General features: G+C 61.0%; 21 protein-coding genes. 11 read left to right on the top strand and 10 right to left on the bottom strand.

Annotated elements, in window-relative coordinates; all coding sequences use genetic code 11:
- The first annotated feature begins 73 nt into the window (after positions 1–73).
- Complete coding sequence (locus AAFG16_RS03810) at positions 74–676, top strand: RNA ligase family protein (RefSeq protein ID WP_342737439.1); 603 nt, start codon at positions 74–76, stop codon at positions 674–676.
- A gap of 82 nt (positions 677–758) precedes the next feature.
- Here AAFG16_RS03810 and AAFG16_RS03805 read toward each other — a convergent pair whose 3' ends face one another.
- On the bottom strand, positions 759–950 hold the full coding sequence (locus AAFG16_RS03805; RefSeq protein WP_342737437.1) for a CsbD family protein: 192 nt from the start codon (positions 948–950) through the stop codon (positions 759–761).
- A gap of 330 nt (positions 951–1,280) precedes the next feature.
- Positions 1,281–2,186 carry a LysR substrate-binding domain-containing protein gene (locus tag AAFG16_RS03800; RefSeq protein WP_342737436.1) on the bottom strand — a complete coding sequence of 302 codons (906 nt, stop codon included), beginning with the start codon at positions 2,184–2,186 and terminating at the stop codon, positions 1,281–1,283.
- A 100-nt stretch (positions 2,187–2,286) separates the two neighbouring features.
- Here AAFG16_RS03800 and AAFG16_RS03795 point away from each other — a divergent pair, with 100 nt between their 5' ends.
- The 6 genes from AAFG16_RS03795 (at position 2,287) to AAFG16_RS03770 (ending at position 6,117) form a co-directional block, all read left to right on the top strand.
- Entirely contained in the window at positions 2,287–3,024 is a 738-nt protein-coding gene (locus tag AAFG16_RS03795) for an SDR family oxidoreductase (RefSeq protein WP_342737434.1), read from the top strand.
- A 27-nt stretch (positions 3,025–3,051) separates the two neighbouring features.
- Entirely contained in the window at positions 3,052–3,183 is a 132-nt protein-coding gene (locus AAFG16_RS03790; protein ID WP_342737432.1) for a hypothetical protein, read from the top strand.
- 31 nt (positions 3,184–3,214) lie between these two features.
- A complete protein-coding gene (locus tag AAFG16_RS03785; RefSeq protein ID WP_342737430.1) occupies positions 3,215–3,580 on the top strand; it encodes a nuclear transport factor 2 family protein in 366 nt (121 codons plus the stop codon).
- 413 nt (positions 3,581–3,993) lie between these two features.
- On the top strand, positions 3,994–4,209 hold the full coding sequence (locus tag AAFG16_RS03780) for a hypothetical protein (protein WP_342737428.1): 216 nt from the start codon (positions 3,994–3,996) through the stop codon (positions 4,207–4,209).
- Between the two features lie 284 nt (positions 4,210–4,493).
- Positions 4,494–5,300 (top strand): transglutaminase family protein, encoded by an 807-nt coding sequence (locus AAFG16_RS03775; RefSeq protein WP_342737426.1) that lies wholly within the window; start codon positions 4,494–4,496, stop codon positions 5,298–5,300.
- Between the two features lie 583 nt (positions 5,301–5,883).
- A complete protein-coding gene (locus AAFG16_RS03770; protein ID WP_342737424.1) occupies positions 5,884–6,117 on the top strand; it encodes a hypothetical protein in 234 nt (77 codons plus the stop codon).
- Between the two features lie 1,231 nt (positions 6,118–7,348).
- Here AAFG16_RS03770 and AAFG16_RS03765 read toward each other — a convergent pair.
- The 3 genes from AAFG16_RS03765 to AAFG16_RS03755 all read right to left on the bottom strand — a co-directional run bounded on the left by AAFG16_RS03765 (position 7,349) and on the right by AAFG16_RS03755 (position 8,198).
- Positions 7,349–7,525: a hypothetical protein gene (locus AAFG16_RS03765; RefSeq protein WP_342737422.1), complete on the bottom strand. Its 177-nt coding sequence runs from the start codon at positions 7,523–7,525 to the stop codon at positions 7,349–7,351.
- A gap of 119 nt (positions 7,526–7,644) precedes the next feature.
- On the bottom strand, positions 7,645–7,941 hold the full coding sequence (locus tag AAFG16_RS03760; protein ID WP_342737420.1) for a hypothetical protein: 297 nt from the start codon (positions 7,939–7,941) through the stop codon (positions 7,645–7,647).
- Positions 7,938–8,198 carry a hypothetical protein gene (locus tag AAFG16_RS03755; protein WP_342737418.1) on the bottom strand — a complete coding sequence of 87 codons (261 nt, stop codon included), beginning with the start codon at positions 8,196–8,198 and terminating at the stop codon, positions 7,938–7,940. Before AAFG16_RS03755 ends, AAFG16_RS03760 begins: the two co-directional genes overlap by 4 nt.
- 352 nt (positions 8,199–8,550) lie before the next feature.
- Between AAFG16_RS03755 and AAFG16_RS03750 the strand changes: the two genes are divergently transcribed.
- The 4 genes from AAFG16_RS03750 to AAFG16_RS03735 all read left to right on the top strand — a co-directional run bounded on the left by AAFG16_RS03750 (position 8,551) and on the right by AAFG16_RS03735 (position 10,366).
- Positions 8,551–8,892: a hypothetical protein gene (locus tag AAFG16_RS03750; RefSeq protein WP_342737416.1), complete on the top strand. Its 342-nt coding sequence runs from the start codon at positions 8,551–8,553 to the stop codon at positions 8,890–8,892.
- Between the two features lie 213 nt (positions 8,893–9,105).
- The gene (locus AAFG16_RS03745; protein ID WP_342737414.1) at positions 9,106–9,489 is read left to right on the top strand and encodes a hypothetical protein; all 384 of its coding nucleotides are present in this window, start codon (positions 9,106–9,108) and stop codon (positions 9,487–9,489) included.
- A 103-nt stretch (positions 9,490–9,592) separates the two neighbouring features.
- Positions 9,593–9,982 (top strand): response regulator, encoded by a 390-nt coding sequence (locus AAFG16_RS03740; protein WP_342737412.1) that lies wholly within the window; start codon positions 9,593–9,595, stop codon positions 9,980–9,982.
- Between the two features lie 9 nt (positions 9,983–9,991).
- Positions 9,992–10,366, top strand: coding sequence for a response regulator (locus AAFG16_RS03735; RefSeq protein ID WP_342737410.1), 375 nt, complete (start codon positions 9,992–9,994; stop codon positions 10,364–10,366).
- A 229-nt stretch (positions 10,367–10,595) separates the two neighbouring features.
- Here the strand turns inward: AAFG16_RS03735 and AAFG16_RS03730 are convergent, their stop codons facing one another.
- The 5 genes from AAFG16_RS03730 to AAFG16_RS03710 all read right to left on the bottom strand — a co-directional run bounded on the left by AAFG16_RS03730 (position 10,596) and on the right by AAFG16_RS03710 (position 16,993).
- The gene (locus tag AAFG16_RS03730) at positions 10,596–10,772 is read right to left on the bottom strand and encodes a DUF2934 domain-containing protein (RefSeq protein WP_342737408.1); all 177 of its coding nucleotides are present in this window, start codon (positions 10,770–10,772) and stop codon (positions 10,596–10,598) included.
- Between the two features lie 100 nt (positions 10,773–10,872).
- The gene (locus AAFG16_RS03725) at positions 10,873–11,079 is read right to left on the bottom strand and encodes a DUF2934 domain-containing protein (protein ID WP_342737406.1); all 207 of its coding nucleotides are present in this window, start codon (positions 11,077–11,079) and stop codon (positions 10,873–10,875) included.
- 94 nt (positions 11,080–11,173) lie between these two features.
- Complete coding sequence (locus AAFG16_RS03720; protein ID WP_342737404.1) at positions 11,174–12,037, bottom strand: hypothetical protein; 864 nt, start codon at positions 12,035–12,037, stop codon at positions 11,174–11,176.
- Positions 12,038–12,623: 586 nt separating this feature from the next.
- On the bottom strand, positions 12,624–16,442 hold the full coding sequence (locus tag AAFG16_RS03715; RefSeq protein WP_342737402.1) for a hypothetical protein: 3,819 nt from the start codon (positions 16,440–16,442) through the stop codon (positions 12,624–12,626).
- Complete coding sequence (locus AAFG16_RS03710; RefSeq protein ID WP_342737400.1) at positions 16,442–16,993, bottom strand: hypothetical protein; 552 nt, start codon at positions 16,991–16,993, stop codon at positions 16,442–16,444. Before AAFG16_RS03710 ends, AAFG16_RS03715 begins: the two co-directional genes overlap by 1 nt.
- Positions 16,994–17,065 lie beyond the last annotated feature (72 nt).

The raw sequence follows: 17,065 nt of genomic DNA, 5'->3' as shown, positions 1-17,065 counted from the left end.
GACCACGGCCGGGGTCGTCCGTAGCCCGCTTGCGCGGCTTGCGGTGTCCCGCCCCGGTACATAGATCGCGCTCATGGCATCGCGTTCTGAGTTTTTTGCCATCCCGGTCAAGGGCACCAAGGTTCCGACCGGACCCGATTGGCTCCACGAGATCAAGCTCGACGGCTACCGCATGAAGCTGGTGCGGGAGGGCAAGCGCGTGCGCTTGATCACGAAGGGCGGACACGACTGGACCAACCGCTATCCGTGGATCGTCGAGAGCGCGCTGAAGATCCGAAACAAGCAATTCATCCTCGATGGTGAGGCCGTGGTGCTGGGCGTCGATGGCACGTCCGATTTCGATGCCTTGCATTCCCGCAAGCACGACCACGAGGTCCAGTTCTACGCTTTCGACATCCTGGGCGCCGACGGTGACGACTATCGCCGCCTGCCGCTCTCGCTCCGCAAGCCGAACCTCGCGCGGCTGTTGCGCGGTCGCAGCGAGGGCATTCAAGCCGCTCCGTTCGAGCAAGGCGAGATCGGCCCCGATCTATTCCGGCACGCTTGCATCATGGGGCTGGAGGGCATGGTCTCGAAGCAGGTTGATCGCGCCTATCGCGAAGGCCGCTGCGATCACTGGATCAAGAACAAGAACCCGGAGCATCCGGCCTATCGCCGCGTGCAGAATCAGTTCTGATCTAGGGCGTGTCCTTGTAAATTCCGGAAAAGAAAAGGCCGCCCCGAGGCAGCTAGTTCAAGATCGATCTTCCTTCTTCTACTTATTTCTTGAGGGCGTCAGCGGCATCCCGCGCTGCGTCCTTCACATCTCCTGCAACCTTGTGGGCCGATCCCTTAGCTTTATCCATCTTGCCTTCGGCTTCGAGGTCCTTGTCTCCGGTAAGCTTGCCAGCACCTTCTTTGATCGCGCCCTTTGCCTTGTCGGCAGCGCCCTTCACATGTTCGCGGTCCATCATCGTGTTCCTTTGCCATTCTTAAGACGGCACAACGAAAGCGCAGCAGAGAGGTTCCTACGCGGCCGTGGTGCTATGATGCCCGCTATTGGCCCGTGTTTGCGACATACCGAGGCGGTCTGACGATGTCCGTTCAAAAGGGCAGACCGGAAGGTAACAGCAAGCGATCAAAGTGACGCGAGTGACCCGGAGCGGTCGTCGCGGGGTGATTTGCTGTCAGCGACAGGCTCGGAGGCTAATGGCTAACAGGCTCTCGGAAGCCCCAAGTCCTTTTGCGAGCAGTTGGCGGCTGAAAGTTCGGGTGCGATGATCTGATTTGGGGCGCCGATATCATCGCCAAAGCTCAGTAAGGAAATGGAGAACTGCCTTCACATTCGGGCTGTGACGCCGGCTTTCGGGCCAGACGGCTGTAACCGACGACCGGTCTAGCGCGTAGTCTTCTAGTATGGGCACCAGCTCACCTCGCGCGACATGCGGAGCGGCTATGTAGGTCGCCGAGATGCCGATGCCACCGCCTGCGATCAGTACCGCCGACACGCCATCGCTGGTGTCCACCGTGATAGCAGCATCAGGAACGAACTCCACGATGTCCCTACCGATAAGAAAGGGCCATCGCAGCGATTGACCCGAGCTCTGGAAGCGAAAGTTGACGCATCTATGACCAGTGAGCTCGTCCGGATGTTGGGGTGTCCCGAACTTCTCCAGATAGGATGGAGCAGCATAGGCGCAAAGTCGATGTGGTCCAAGTTTTTTCGAGAGAAGACGGGTATCTGCAAGATCACCAACGCGGATAGCCACGTCTATACCCTCTTCGGTGACGTCGACGAACCGATCGGCGAGCCTGAGGTCGATCCGCAATTGCGGATACTGCTCGCAAAGACGCGGTAGGGCAGGTCCCAGTACGTGGACACCAATCGGCAAGGGTGCAGCGATCTTAATCGTGCCCTTCGGCTCGGCGCGTGTCGCCAGCGCCGCCTGCTCGATCTCCTCCGCCTCACGCAACAGACGCATTGCGCGTTCGTGGAGGTCGCGCCCCTCCGGCGTCAGCGTAAGCGACCGGGTCGTCCGGGTGAACAGCGAAAGGCCGAACTGCTGCTCGAGCCGCTGAACGCTCTTGCTCACCGCCGACGGCGACACACCGAGCGCCCGCGCCGCCGCCGTATAGCTGCCCAGCGAGGCGGCCCGCGCGAATGCGATCAGCCCCGTCAGCCGCTCCAAACCGATTTGTGCCGCCATGGCATCAGTAAAGCGAAATCGGGAACAATTATCAATCCGGTCCCGTGCCCGTAAATCGGAGCTCTGAGCACCCAAGCGTGTGCCTAAAGGAGTTCGACAGATGACAAACCAATTCCCATCCAGCAAAATCGAGGGCCAAAAGGTCCTGGTCGTGGGCGGTACGTCCGGCATCGGCCTCTCGGCCGCGATCCAGGCCAAAGCGGCCGGCGCCGAGGTGACCGTGCTCGGATCGGACCCAGTGCGCGCGGCCCAGGTCGCTGCCGAACACGGTTTGGCCGGTTGGCTGAGTGCGGACGTGACCCGCCCCAATACGATCGAGGCGGCCCTTAGGGACGTGGCACACGTTGATCATCTGGTGCTGTTGGCCGGCAGCTTCGCGGTTGGCAAGGTGCTGGAAGCCGATCTCGTTCGACTGCATCGGGCATTTGACGAGCGCGTGTGGGCCGCCGTCCACGTCCTGCGGGCCTTGGGCGAACGTCTCGCCCCCGACGCGTCGATTACCTTTATCTCAGGCGCACTCGGCGATCGCCCCAACGGCTACGGTACGGCCGTGCTCGCCGCAGCCTCGTCGGCGATGGAGTCGCTGGCGCGCGGCCTGGCGCTGGAACTCGCTCCGCGTCGGGTAAATACCCTCTCGCCCGGTCCGATCGACACGCCGCTGCTCGGAAAAGCGTTGGGCGACGGACGCGATTCATGTGTCGCCCAGCTGCGGCAGACGCTGCCGCTCCATCGGTTGGGCACCCCGGACGAAGCGGGCGCGGCGGTCGTCTTCCTGATGGCCAACGGCTTCATGAACGGAGCCACTCTGAACATCGACGGCGGCTCGCGCCTCGTCTGATGCTGGCCCGCGACCCAGGAACACATCGTGATACGTTCGTTAGCAAACAAGAAGGCGTTGGTGACCGGCGGCTCCCCGGCCGTTGCGTTCCTGGTCGGGCCCGAAGCAGGCTTCATCACGGGCGCGAAGCTCGCCATCGATGGCGGCTTATCGGCCTAAATTGGACGTCAGAGCATCTCAAAGGAATGCCATGTCAGATATCAATTATGATCTCCTGCTACGATCCAACCTCCAGCGCGTCTTTAACGAAAGAAATCCAGATCATCGAGCGCGCGCGCTAGCAGAACTCTACGTCGATGATCCGGTCATGTTCGAGCCTGAAGGGGTAGTGGTCGGCAGGGAGGCGATCAGCGCTGTTGCGGGCAAGCTGCTCGACCAGTTTGGACCGACTTTTTCCTTTAAGCCCGACGGCGTCGCGCTCGGTCATCACGGTTTTGGCTTGTTGCGTTGGCATGCTGGACCGGACGGCGGTCCGGTAGCGGTCACCGGGGCTGACGCTGCAGAGTTCACCGGCGGCAGGATCGCCCGGCTTTGGGTGCTTCTTGATCGACAATGAGTGCTCGCGATTTCTGTCGAAATGCGAACGGCCACCGGCGCAGTGTTCCAAACTGCCATCGCCTTCCATAGGAACATTGCAAACAGCGAAGCCGCTCCAGTTGGCGTCGTCACTGATTCAGAACGCGCAGGTCAGCTTCTGGCCCATCTGCGAAGTTGCGCCTTGTCGGCCGAAGGTCCGCTAATTGCGCCCGAGCGGACCAGATTTGCTTAACCTGAGTTCTTCGCAGGTTGACCCGACGGCCGAACTAGCCAAGCAACAGACGCAGGACCACGGCCCACGCTGCCCAACCTGCGCCGCCTTCCTCCGTTTGGACCCCATCCCTGCTCGACACCCGGAAGGGCAAGACCGTCCGGCTCTACCAATGCCAGTGCGGCGAGCCCATCTGGGATGATTAAGGTGTATAGTGCGGCATGGACCGTGCCATCCTTGTAGAGCACCTAAACCAAGCCCGACGACATGCCGCGATGGGTGAGCATCACCTTGCCCGGCAGGAACAGCTGATCGCAGAATTGGACCAGGATGGCCACGACACCGCGGCCGCTATGAGCGTGCTCGCTACGTTGAGGCGCACGCAAGAACTGCATGAGCTGGATGTTAAGCGCCTGCTAGGTGAACTGGCAAAGTAAGCCCACCTCAGTTGGCGGCCTCCTTCATTGAGCCCACGCTGACTTCCGCATCTGGCCCATCTGCGAACTTTCGCCGTGCCCGACGGAGGTCCTCTCATCAAGCCCAGAGCGGGCCAGACTTGCTCAACCTGAGGTCTTAGCGATTTTACCCTGAGGGGACTTTTGACCGTTCTCATTCCGTGCCGGGGTCGCCGTTTGCTCCCATTCACCGGACGGCGCTGGCCTGTTTCCGACCCCAGTGGCCTAGTCAGTTCGAGCTTATCCAGTCGGGGCAGTCGTTGAGCATGAAAATACAAGTTGGCTTTGAAATGACCTACGAATTCCAGCAAGTCACGCCATTGATTGCTGTCGTCGGTGTGCATTTCACCCGGGCGTCCGACATCATTGTGCCGGATTACCTCATCGCTGAGCCTTCCGTGCCGATCTCGCCATACCGCGACGGCTTTGGAAACTGGTGCAGTCGGTTCGTTGCGCCCGCCGGCCGCATGCGTCTTTCGGCCAACGGCACGGTGCGCGATAGCGGGCTGCCTGACGTGATCATGCCTTCCTCCACGCAGTGCCCGGTGCAGGATCTGCCGCCTGATACCATCGTTTATCTGCTTGGCAGCCGCTACTGCGAAACCGACCGGCTTTCCGACATCGCATGGAAGCTGTTCGAGAGAACGGCGCCGGGTTCGCCACGGGTCCAGGCGATCTGCGATTTCGTGCATAATCACATCGCGTTTGGCTACGAGTACGCGCGGTCCACCATGACAGCTTGGGACGTATTCAACGAATGCAAGGGCGTCTGCCGCGACTATGCGCATCTTGCAATTGCATTCTGCCGTTGCATGAACATTCCAGCCCGCTATTGCACCGGCTATCTCGGCGACATCGGCATCCCGCCGCCCCACGCTTCCGGAGACTTTGCAGGCTGGTTCGAAGCCTATCTTGGCGGCCGCTGGTACACATTCGATGCACGCAACAACACTCCGCGAATCGGCCGCGTTCTGATCGCGCAAGGCCGCGATGCGGCGGATGTTCCGATCGTCCAAACTTTCGGACCTAACACACTCGTCAGCTTCAAGGTGTGGACTGATGAACTTGTCTAAAGCGCTCGCCCTGAGCGATAGGGTACGAGGCGGCTGAGATTGATCTCGCTAGTGGCTTAGAAGACTGCTACACAGTTTGCATCACCGCGCGCTACGTGGCTGTTATCGGTGACTGAGAGCCTTGTGCTCCCGCCTCAACCCAAGAGAAGGCGGTCAGATGTCAAATTCCGACAAATTCGACATTCGTGAGTGGCTCGTACCACCTTTGTTGGTACCGGTCTTTCTCGTACTGCTGATTGCGGTGACGGCCATTTTATAGCGGCAAGTCCGTCGATCACCATGCGTCAGACCTGCAAACCGGGGCGTTGAGCCAGTTCAAAGACAAACAGGAGACCCAAAATGGCAAACACGGCAATCATCAGGGATGCCTACGGGGTTCCGGCAATCTTCGTTGGTTCGAAGACTGGCCGGGACGATGCGCCCTTTGTTTTCGTGCGGGTCGGAGGTGAGGAGCGCCGGATGCGGTGGTCCGAATGGGATACTCTTCCGGCCTGGACCGGCGAGAGTCCCACCTGGGCGAGTAAAACCAAATAGCTACGGAGTACTCAGCATGAGGATGGTTCGAACAGGGACCGCGGCGCTTTTGCTGACATCCGCACTGGGCACATTCACGCCGGCGGCTGTTGCCGCGGAGCCGAACTGCCGTGCGATCGAAAGCACCAGCGTCCGCCTTTCCTGTTACGACGCGGCATTTCCTCCAAAAGCCAGGAAGCCCGCCGAAGCCGGCATCGACTCATCGTCGGGCTACAAGGATCCATTTCTTGCGGAAGAAGCCCGAACCGCCGCGAAGCTCAAGAATATTTGCCGCGGTTGCTGAGTTTCGTTTCCGAACATGCGCGCCAATTTAGAGACCCTGTAAGATGACGAACGATGCTAAAGGTCGCCGAGTGGTCCGCCAACGAAAGCGTGCCCTTCACTTGGCTGGCACGGTTTTGGATGGGAAGGCAGACCGCTCCGCGAGTTCTAAGGACCAATCGGCCAGAAAGCAGCGCTTGCTTGACGGGCCAGCGGAATTCAAAGCGGTCCGCGTCGATCGTTCGAAGAAGACTCCAAACGATGCTGAGTGACCGAGGTTTGTCGCCGCGTACGTTGCTCAGCACGCAGAGTCGTTGATGGCGCATGGAACATCAGGGCGTCAAATACACTCTGGTCCAGACGATCAATCCGCCCGGTTGGAAGTGGTCGTTTGAGCGAGAAGGTCGCTCACCCCGAACCGGAATTGCCTTCAATCGAGCGGAGGCTGTCAGCGCAGCCGAACGAGCAATCAGCCAAGCGATCAGAGATCAGTAACGCCAATAGAGGCGCTCGGTTTGCATCTCCTGCTTCAAGATGAATCGAGTCACCGTTCTCGGCATGTTGTCTCTCGACGCCGGCGTCGCAAGGCGCAAGTGTGGGTCGCAAAAGCTCGAAAACAGGTCGCGGAGAATTGCAAGAGAGTCGGTCCCCGCCTGTACCGTTACAGATCATCGATAGCTCCAGCAAACCGCCAAAGCTCCCGTCCAGGATCCGAACAAAGCGCTCGCTATTCGGCGGATAAAGGCGCACTGTCTCATTACCATCGAGCGGCCCTTAGCATCTATCGGTGGTGTGAACGCAAGTTGCGCTCCCGCTCAACCCAAGCGGAGCGTCAAACATGCCGGCTCAACGGTCCCCAGGACAATCCTTGACATTCGAATACCGCCTCGCGCAAGAGGCGATCAACCTCCGCCTACAGGCCAGGGGCATGCCGGCTGGCGTCCGCCGCACGGAGCTACTGCGAAGAGCCCGTCAGATCGATGTTGCCGGAGAGATCAACAACTGGCTGACCTCGCCGGGACTACAGCCGCCATCTTGAGTTAGGTGTCTTTTTTGTCGAACTGATGAACGTCAGCATGCCAGGAGAAGACCAACCTTTATCGGGATTTTACTCTCACCCTCCCGGGGCTGGTAAGCCGCCGCCTGCGCTTTTGTTTAAGCGGGCGGCGTTTTTGCTTGAGCTGGAAAGACATTGCACGCAGCAGGCGCCAAGGCAGCCCGCATACATAAGTGCGCCCCTGTTGCAGCTTTGCCTAAGGCCTAAAGTCGACGCCTCGCAGCACGATGCCGGGCGGGGTGCCTTCGAACTCCGTCGCGCGATATTCGATTGCCGTGCTTGTCCCGCAGGCGGATGAACTGAGCTTCCGCTGCCCGGGCCTGACTTGCGGGCCGCGCTCGAGATAGTCCATCGCAGAGTCGATATCGCGCAAGGAATCTCTTTGGCGCCGTCATGCATCGAGCACCGTACGATCATCCGGTCATACTCGTGACTGATAAAGCGGGCCGCTGGTCAATGTCATATAGCTTACTCCAATGCGTGTTAGTCGCCTCAACCCTCTCCGCCGAGCCGGAGGAAATCGTCGAACAGCGCTGCAACCAGTGCGCGGTGCCGCGCGTCCTCAGCGGGCAGGCTCGCGGTGTAAAGGTTAAGCAGATGGCGCGCTTTCACCGCCGCCTCCGGCCACGACGCGGCAGGTACCGTCATCATGCGATTTTCCAGATCGGACTCGCGCTCGCGCAGCTCCCTGACATTATTCTCGATCTCGGCCAGCGCGCGGCGCAGGTCGGTGGCCTTCTGCGCGGCCATGCCGCGGTGCTTGTCGAGCTCGACGGGGAGGTCGATCATCGGCGGTTCACATCGGCGCGTTGAGCGTCCGCGAGGTCGACCGAGCCAATCGAGCGCACCTCCGTCGCGCCCTGCACGGCTTCGGACGGCACCGTAATCAGGGTGGCGACACGGCGCCAGACCGCAAACGAGAGTCCATCGATCATCTCTTCGTCGGTGACGACCTCATAGGGGCCGGCCGGCAACTCGCGCGCGATGCCGCGGATGTGGAACGGATGCCTGAATGTGACGGTTTCCCGCCGCGAACGGATGGTCATGCGCGCCTGCCTTTCTGCGAGAGCGGTCCCAACCGATACCAGCCGTGCGAGCATGCGCTTCTCGGGCGGCAATAGCCAGCACTATCGAGCCACAAGGCGCGCGGCGTTTTAGTCCTCGCTATCTGCTTGATGCAGGCGTAGGCTCATCCGCATCACCGCATGTTCCGCTACGGCATCGACCGGTGACTGAGGGTCACGTGCGCTCCCGCCGAGAAACCAGTCACTGAAGCACGACTTCGTCGTGCTCGTGCAGGAGCAGCGATGCCGCGTTTTCGTGCCTCGGAATGGATCGTTCCGCCCGTCATCGTTCCCCTGTTCCTTCTGCTGCTTGTCGCCGCGGCGGCGCTCTTCCATGGCTAGGGCGATCCGCGTGCCCTACCTCGTCACTGGAACAAACGAATATGGTTGCGCCAATGTCGGCCGCGGCAGCGCCACCGTCGCGCTGCGGTTGGCCCGCAAGCTGCTGCGCGACGGCTACATGGACGTGCGCATCTGCACGCCGAGCGGGCGCGTGCTGCAAGCCGACGAACTCAGCGAACTCGAACCACGGGAGAGCGACATGGCCAAGGGACGGCAACGCGGCAACCGCGAAGCCAAGAAACCGAAGAAGGAGAAGGCCAAGGTGATCGCCGCGGCGCCAAGCCGCAAGGACGCCGCCTGGCAGCCGGATTTCGGGCCGGCGAAGAAGAAATAACCGAAGGCCGCCTCGAACTGAGTGATGTGAACCGGCACTCTCAGCCGAGCGCCTCTCCTTCTGGTCCGAAGCTGTCCCCGTGAGCGCCGAGCAAGGGCTCGCTTTCAAGGCGAGAACCACGGTTGCTGCCCTCGCCTCGACTGCCTGTGACCTTAGCAGATTCCATCTTCACGCTAGGTGGTCCAGCCCGCAGGCTCGCCAACAACTTCGCCTTTGATCCAATTGCCGAGTTTTCCCGGCAATGGTTACGAGATCTTAGTTGCTTCGCCTTATTGGTCTGGCGGCGGTTCGGTAACCATGCCTCAGGAAAAAGAACAAGAAAGCCGGCGTGTGACGTTCGAGCACCCAGTGCCGGCCCAAATGATGGCCATCGACGGAACTTGGCGGCGCTCGTGTCATCTCAAGGTGGTCTCTGACATGGGCGCTACGCTGCAAGTAGAGGCCTCAATTCAGGGCCTCGTCCTGACGGAGTTCTTTCTTCTGCTCTCCTCAACCGGCCTTGCATATCGCCGGTGCCAGCTCGATCGGGTGAATGGCGACCTTCTAGAGATCAGCTTCCTCCGCCAGAAGGCCAAGGCCAAGAAGCCTCCCGGCTAAAGTTGACGAGTACCGAATTTTCCCGGCTTCATCTGGAACTTTCGTCTTGTGTGCACTTTGTAGCATTTGGCCTGTGGTCGCGCGGGGTGACATTGTGACGGAAATGCCAACCATCCTTGTCATCGAGGATGACGATGCAATCCAGGGCATCGTCGAAGATGCTTTGCGAGAGGGAGGCTTCGAGACGGCCATCGCCAAGTCCGGCGAGGAGGCGGTTACACTGCTGAAGGGACGGCTCTTTGCGTACCATGCCCTTGTGACTGACATCAATCTATTGGGTAGGTTCACCGGCTGGGAGGTGGCGCGGGCAGCACGTGAGGTCGATCCAAACGTCCCCGTGGTGTACATGTCGGGGGTTGCCGCCGACGAATGGCCGACGCAAGGCGTCCCCAACAGCATAATGCTTCGCAAGCCGTTTGCGCCCGCGCAGCTTACAACTGCGGTCTCACATCTCCTGAACGGGCTCTCGACGATCGGTTCGAGCAAAGCGTGAGGCGAAGACATGACCCAAGCAGCGATCCTCCTCATCGAAGATGAAGCGCTCATTCGGATGATGCTTGCCGAGATGGTCGAGGAACTCGGGCACCGGGTCATCGCTGAAGCAGGGACTGTGGATGAAGCACGATCTCTTGCAGAAATCGAAAGCTACGATCTCGCGATTCTCGATGTAAATTTGCAAGGTGCCAACGTGCAGCCAGTTGCCGAGGTCGTAAGGGACCGAGGACTGCCCCTGTTTTTCTTGAGCGGATACGGGAGCAGCGGCCTGCCCAAGGGGTTTGAAGATATGCCTGTCCTAGTTAAACCCTGCACGTCAGATACGCTCAAGCATACAATCGATGCTGTTCTACCAAACGGATGCCGATCTCAGCTTGCTTGAAATAGTACTCGGCACTCGGCAATGCTTCCACCATAGTTCCACCCTCGCCAGTGGAAGCTAACGGCCCAAGTACGAAAGTGCACATTCGTTCCTGCACGCCCGGACGCTCAGACGCAAAAAGCGGCTCTTAAGTGACCGCGGGCGGCGGCTTTCCAGCCCCGAGAGGGTATCTTGCATAATCTCGGCAGGCTGGAGGTCGGCACGATCTGTACCAACGCCTTGTGACAGATCAGACCGGCAGATTGTCAGTCATCCCAGGGGGCACTTCGCCCAATTCCCGGCGTTCGGCAAGAAGCTGCTTCTCGGCCTCGTACCAAAATGTGTCCATCTGTCCCGCCGGCTCCCCGGCCTCTGTCCAGAGATGATACGCTCGAACGCGGATTTCTTCTTCGCTTAGACCAGCCATAACTTCCTCCTTTCGAAAGCAAGCGTTGGCGAAGCGCACCGGTTCCTACGCAGCCCCGCCGGTCAACGGCGGGGCTTTTCATTCCCCCTGTCCCTGCGGATCAAGCTGCGCGGCGCTTCTTTCGCGAGCCCGCCGGCCTCGCCTTTTCACGCGTGACCTTCGAAACACGTGCGACGGAGCTGAGCGACGCGGCGAGGATTTCGCGCTGAGCCTCGAGCCAGTGCGTCTCGGCGTTGCCGTCCTGCTGACCTCCTTCCTGCCAGAGCTGGTAGGCGCGCGCGCGAATCGTTTGTTCTAAATCAGACATCTGTATCCCTCCGATTAGGAACGGCATCCTGCGAGCTGAGGGTTAACAAGGATTCAATCCGAGCAGGTTCCAGAGTACCAGTGTCGTTGCTGACCTAAGTTTCTGCCGCGCGGCTACGCGCGACCATCATCAGCAGCCCGCCAATCTGCGGCAGCAGAGCCAGCAACATCAACCGAAGCATCTCAAAGTCTTCCGGCGTCGGCCGCAACGAGCCGCGAGACGTCCAGACGATCAGCCTGCTCGCCGCATCTGTCTGGGGATCTGCTCGCTGGCTGACCGCCGCTTGAGCCGTCTCGAGAACTTGGCGTCGCTCCACTACTGCAGCTTCTCGCTCCCGGCAGAATTTTCCTACGCCGCCTTTGCACTCACGGTCTCGAGCGGCAATAGCGTCGGCAAGAGCGGCTTGGGCCGCCGTCACGGCAGGTGTGACGCGTGACGCACGCGCAAGCGTCACGTCACTGACGTTGGACGACGCGAAGCCGAGCCCGGCGGTGACTGCAAAGACGAAGGTGACCAGCCAGAGAGCCCACCCGAGGACAGCGGTCCCGCGGCGTCCCATTTGCCAGAGATTGGCGGCACATGAAGGCATTCCCAGTGCTATGAGGTCAGCGGCCACGCCAAGCGCGAGGAAGAGCCATCCAGCAGTGTCGGTCGAGCCGAGCGACCGGGCGAACCACCCATTGATGGCCACTCCGACGGCGGTGAGCGCGAGGGCGGCCACAAGCAAGATTAGGGAGGCGAATGAAAGGCCTGACGGCGTGACGCGAGGCGCCTCGATAGGGGGCGTCACGGGCGCCGGCGTGCAAGCCGGCAGCTTCTCAGGCATGACGGGCGCCGTGACGGCGACCAGCGGCGTGACGGACGCGCTGGAGCTCGCGGGCGTGTCGGCATTGGCCGGGGCAAGCTTCGCTTTCCGCTTTCGGTCTCGGTAGGCCTTGGCCCGCTCGGCGCCTGTCATGGCCTTGGCTTTCGGCGAAGCTTGGTGCAACGAGATAACGGCGGCGGAACTATCAGGGGCCATATTTGGTTCTTCGTTTTGTCGATTTGCGCGGTTCGTTCGGATGACTTTGACGCTGGATGTTGCTTTGTCGGCAAGGCGTTCGCCGCTGCGGGTTACTGCGAACCGGCGTCGCGTCGAACGTCACTTTTCATTGAGCTCCAGCGCAGCGCACTAGCGTCTCTTTGAATTGGGCTTGCACTGCCCAAGCGTCGAAGCCTTCCTTCGGGAAGTTTCCACGCGCGACCTCGATTTCCGCAGCGCAGCTGCAAACGACTGTCGCGGTGACCCCGGACCTAGCGACCTTTTCGAGGCACCATTCGAGATGATCGACCCGACGCAGGCATCTGCGAGCCGCCTTACGACCAGGCCGAGCTTCTCGTTTGCATCCGCGTGGCTATTCCAAGCGCAGATCCCCATGCTGAGCATGGCGCTGGCGATCGCGATCCTCGTCTTCATGTGCCCCTCCTCCTCGTCGCTTGAGCATGCAGGATCGCCTGCAAGCTGCAACCAGTGGAGTGCTCAGCGCGGGGCTCTACCGACGGGTTCACGCCGGTCCCGCTTGTCGGATCTGCTCGGCGAGTGCGCGCACGGCTGTGATGAATTGGTCGCGGCCGACCTTGAGCGTCATCCATTGAATGGCTGCGCGCTCTCGATCCGGGCCGATCAGCTTCCGGAAGCGAGACTTGCCCATTTGGTTTTTGAGCGCAAAGCGAGAGATGCCGAGATGATCGCAGATGAGCTCTACCGTGAGGACCGGTTGCGCGTCGGACGCCGGCGTCTGAGTCGGGAGCGAGCGCGCCAGAATGGGGCGCCCCTCATCCTCGTTAGGCCAGAAACGAACATCACCGGCGGCCGTCCGGACATGTAACGGCGCCGCCGGGAAGGGCGCCGCGGTGAGGTCGCGGCGATCGGTGCCAAAGATGTCGGATACGATCGACGGGGCCCTAGGGAGCTGCAGGACCAGCGGAGGGCAGGTTTCGGCGACCGCAGGCTCGTCCTCTTCATCTATGAGCTCAAAGATGTCGAGCGGCTTGCCCAGCCGATCAGACCACGCCGTAGCACGATCTAAATGAAGTGCTGGATCGACCGAAACCAGATGCGACCGCCTTGAGCCGGCAATTCGGTACCGATACAGCGGCCAGAGCCCGACCTGCTGTAACGTGCCCTCCGCCCTTATAAGAATATCTTTATAAGGACGAAGGGCACCTTTCGCCGCCAGCACTGCGTCGACCACCTCGCGCAATGCCATTTCGGTGGGATTCTTCTCAAACCAGCGGCGCGCGGCGGTGGGAGTGGGGTAAAGGTCCTTCAAAACCGCTTGTTTGCCTTCCCAACTGCTCGGCCAAAACCCTCTCGCTGCGAGGAGATGGGTTGGAGAGGTCTCCAGCCACTCTTCAAAGGTCCCCGTGCTGTCAACCGTGATGTCGACCGGAACCCCTGCAACGATCTCAATGGTCAAGGGCCGGTCTCGGCAGCGCCGCACCGGCCGCGCGCGGTGCACGGCCTGGGTGACCTCGGCATCCCGAATTTGCTCCAGGAGCGCGTCCGCCCGTCTGTCTGGATGGTATGGGTGTTCGATAGAGACGACTGCATTGCCCGGGCTTCGCAACGCGATGACGCGGTCGGGGTAGAAGCCTGCCCCTATCGACGCGGTTGGATGTCGCCCGAATTCCACCCTCGTCGCTCGTTCGACCTCGCCCGCCGGCGGCTGGGTGCGCGACATCAAGATCTCGCGCAAGCAGTCCTCAAGGTTGTTCATCCCTCGGATGTTTCCGTAGTGGTTCAGGATCAAATTAGGAGGACGGGAGTTCCACACACTCCACGTCGTCTCCATGTATTCCTCAAGGGCCTTCGGGGCGATCACGCCAGTCTTCCCCCCCGCTTTGCGATCTTCGGCAGCTTTCACCTCGATGGCGCGCATGATCCTTTGCGCGTGGGTCTCCTGCGAAGATCGTTTCTCCGGGCTCTTGTCGCCTCCGGCGCCGGGCACCACCCGCCCATAGCTCACAGCCTGGTCAACGATCTGATGTACCGTCACACCCTCACCGCGCTCTACACGGATGTCGGCCACCAGTTCGAAATGGGGGAGCCAGGTTGAGACGACGATTTCATTGAGCGTCGCGTCTAAGTGGAGAACCGGTCGCTTGAGCCAATCCGGGTGCGGCCGCGCCGGCGTCGCGATCCGGATCGCTCGCTCCTCACCCGCCAGCACCTTCATGCGGGCTGAAGTGGGCTCTTCGCCCCCGAGCATTTCGCCGAGGTTTTGCCAGAAAGTCTGGCGGACGCGCACCAGCCCGTTTGCAACGGCCACCGGCTCGATTATCGCCTGGATGATATCGTCGTCTGCGCGGGGATCGAACGTCTTGGCTACCGGAGCATAGCCGTAGGCCTCGCCGGCGCTGAGAGCCATGCAGGAAGCTTCACTGAGGCCTTCGGCTTCAAACGGCCCCCGCGGCAGATAGCCCGGCGCAACCCGCTCCGCGGCGGTCTGTGCCCGCTGCAACCACCCTTCAAGGCGGGCATGCTTACTCCGAGGAACAGAGAAGTCCGAGATCGGCAATTCGTCGTCCCGACCGTTGCTCAACGTCAGAGCCTCGTCGACGATCAGGGCGGCTGCATCTTTCATCGAGCCCTGGGGCTTCGTTCCGAGCGCAGCATGCGTCGTCACCCACACCCGGGGGGCCAAGTCGGCCTGTCGTCGGTACCCGCAATCACTGCGGAAGGGGCAGAAGCCGCGGCTTGGAGAGCCGCACACGTCGTTTATCGAGCCTGACGACTTCACGACAGCTTTGACCAGCTCACCGCGCCGGCAGAGTTTCACGCCAGGTCGCGAGGAATCCTCCCGATCAATGCCGCGCCATGTGGAGGCGAGCTCTTCGCCTGCGAGCCGATTGATGTCCGCTTCAATCTCTTCGGCTTTGGAGTGCGTCGGTACGGCATAGACAACGCCACGACCGGTTTGCTTCGCATAGCGAACGATTCTTTCAATCGCGGTGTATGTCTTGCCAGCACCCGGTGTGATCCTAATGCCCCATTGAGCGTATTGCGGGGGTGTGGGTTCGTCGTCTGATGCAAAGATGCTTTCCGGGTCGATTTCCCCGAACTCGACTTCGGCCGAAAGCTGCCCTTGCGCCGCGCGGTGCTCCTCAAGGGCGTCTTCGTACGCTTCGCCGTCGGCGAGCCCCTTCGGCACCGCTTCGTCAAAGAAGCGCGCTATGGCTGCTTGCAGCACTGGCCGGGCCTCAGCCAGCGGCATTCCCTGGTCCGGCCAAGGGCATGATGCGCGCGCGCGGCGTTCCTCCTCGGCTTGCTCAGACGCCCGCTGTTGACCGCGGACCGAATCGATCAGCGTGTCGATACGGTCGAGTTCCGTTCGGCGATAAGCCGGCGGATGAGCCGCTGGATCCCATTCGGCGGCGGCAACCCGCTCGGTCAACAGTCGCTTCAGCTTCTCCGGGCTGGCGCTCGACCCGTTCCGACGCCAATACACGGCTACGCAATGTTTCAACGCGTGGTGGCAGCCCGCTCCCCCGTCATGATCGCCTATGGCTGCCAAACATTCGGCGAATGTCGCGCCGATCGGGCCGGCGAAAGCAGCACCTTCCGGCGCACGGCCCGTCGGGCTCGTCTCAATGTGCGGCACAATAACGATTTCAGCAGCACCGCCGATTACTCCCGACCGCTTACATCGGCCGGCTAAAGGATCTTGTGCGCCGGCCTCGATGATCGGTGCTGCCACATAGATCGGCTGGGCTGTGGCGAAAACAGCTGGATCGACGGGATATTCTCGAAACCAAGCTTTTGCTGTCTTGCCAGCCTCTGGGACTTTCTGGCCAAGCCACCGTTTGAGCTCCTCGTCGCCGAGAGGGCGATCAAGCCAAAAGCCGAGCCGAATATGCAGGCCGGGCTTGATGCCCGCGCTGCCAGTGTATTGATACCAACAGGTAACGCCGTGAAAGCACTCCGGCAGCTTGGTGCGCACGAACTTCACGGTGTCAGCAGGGCTTGCCAACGGATCGAAAGCCGGAGGCAGTGCGACGCCGTCGACATCGAACAAGATCCATTGCCGCGGCGTTTCGATCAAAGTTGCCGGTTCACCATCCTTTGGAAACTTGCGACGCAGCATCCGCTCGCGGTCGGTGCCGGGGGCGATCGCCCCGCGCACAACACACTTGCGCGGATCGGCCGATATCTTCTCGAGGAGGTCGGCAAGGGAGCGGATGTCGGAAACCGTGAATTCCTCGCCCACATAGAATTTAACGTTTTGCTGAGTGCGCGTCTCAATGCCGCCGGCGCTACCTTTGACGATCGTTTTTGTCAGCGGTCGGCTGAGCGACGTTAGAACCGTTACCGTGTCGCTCATCAGGCGAGGCCCGCGGCGAGATGAATGACGCTGAGTCGGTGCCTACCCTTGAGGCGTGGCTTCAGGAACTGGGTCCAGACCTCAACTTCGTGCTCGCGGCACCGAAACACAAGCTGCTTCGGCGCCAAAACTCGGTGCGCCTCGCCCGCTGCAAGCCCGCGCTCTCGGTCGACAGCAATCAAGACTTCGTCGCATTCACCCAAGGCCCAGTCTACGGCCGACGATTTGAATACGCTTGGCATAGACAGTTCGCCGGCTGGGCTCGAGAACTCGATCTCGACGCGGTCGGGAAGCGCTTTTGCGACGCACTGATGGAAAAGACGCTTCGTGGCAGTTGTGACGCGCAGCCCCGGTCCCAGGTAAAGAATGACGCTGCTTGCGTGTTCGTCCAAGTCTGCCGAACTTGCATCTGGCGGCGGCTCATAAAATTTGACCGTGGATTTGCCGGGCCACGGCGCCATGTCGCGCCAGGGCGCGTGGTAGTTGCCCTCAGCGGTCGACATTAGGTGCACTGGAAAATCCACGCGTTGCGTGGTAAACTCTAGGCTCATTCAAAGCATTCCTTCGGCCCTCGTTCAGCGCGCCACACGCTGTGCGGGGCCGAAGTGTTTTTCGACGGCGCC

Source organism: Bradyrhizobium sp. B117 (assembly GCF_038969555.1).
Lineage (GTDB): Bacteria > Pseudomonadota > Alphaproteobacteria > Rhizobiales > Xanthobacteraceae > Bradyrhizobium.
This window is presented reverse-complemented; position numbering and strand designations above follow the sequence as displayed.